Source organism: Melaminivora alkalimesophila, assembly GCF_000282995.1.
GTDB lineage: Bacteria > Pseudomonadota > Gammaproteobacteria > Burkholderiales > Burkholderiaceae_C > Melaminivora > Melaminivora alkalimesophila.
In genome coordinates this window covers 1-737 of sequence record NZ_ALEE01000253.1, presented here as the reverse complement: position 1 = coordinate 737, position 737 = coordinate 1, and the positions used below count along the sequence as shown (strand labels likewise).

2 protein-coding genes are annotated in these 737 nt (G+C 73.9%); one reads left to right on the top strand and one right to left on the bottom strand.

The genetic code is table 11. From position 1 onward, the window contains the following. Positions 1–224 (bottom strand): SMP-30/gluconolactonase/LRE family protein (locus A612_RS04630; protein WP_141630323.1); only part of this gene is annotated, 224 nt, incomplete at its 3' end. Between the two features lie 99 nt (positions 225–323). Here A612_RS04630 and A612_RS04625 point away from each other — a divergent pair. Further along, on the top strand, positions 324–737 hold a 414-nt coding region (locus tag A612_RS04625; RefSeq protein ID WP_040436082.1), incomplete at its 3' end, for a magnesium chelatase domain-containing protein.

The window sequence follows — 737 nt, the reverse complement described above, 5'->3', positions numbered from 1 at the left end:
GGCGCTCCCTGCCGCTGTGCCGGGGCGATGCAGCCCGGCTCCGAAGGCATGGCCCAGCGTTCGGGCGGATCGCCCCCCGGATGCGCGCGCAGCAACGCGCGTCCGGCGATGTCCACCCAGTACAGGCGCTGCTCCTGCGGGTGCCAGAAAGGGGACTCGCCCAGCAGCGCGGGCTCGGCCGCGGCAGCGAGAACGGACCATTCGGGGGCGGTGGAAGGGCTCATGCGGCCATTGTGCGACACGCCCCCGCCCTGAGCTCCCCCATTCCACCGTTCGGCGGGTACATTGCGCGCCACCGGCCCCTTCTCTGGAGAGACCACCGCATGAGCCTCGCCCTGGTGCAAAGCCGCGCCCTGCTCGGCCTTGCCGCGCCCGCCGTCACCGTCGAGGTGCACCTGGCCAACGGATTGCCCAGCTTCACGCTGGTCGGCCTGGCGGACGTGGAAGTCAAGGAGGCGCGCGAGCGCGTGCGCTCCGCGCTGCAGAACGCCGGGCTGCAGTTCCCGCACAACAAGCGCATCACGGTGAACCTGGCGCCGGCCGACCTGCCCAAGGACTCGGGCCGCTTCGACCTGCCGATCGCGCTGGGCATCCTCGCGGCCAGCGGCCAGATCGACGCCGCCCGGCTGGCCGGCTGGGAGTTCGCCGGCGAACTGTCGCTGTCGGGCCAGCTGCGACCGGTGCGCGGCGCGCTGGCGACGGCCCTCGCCCTGGCGGCGCAGGAGGGCGGCGCCCCG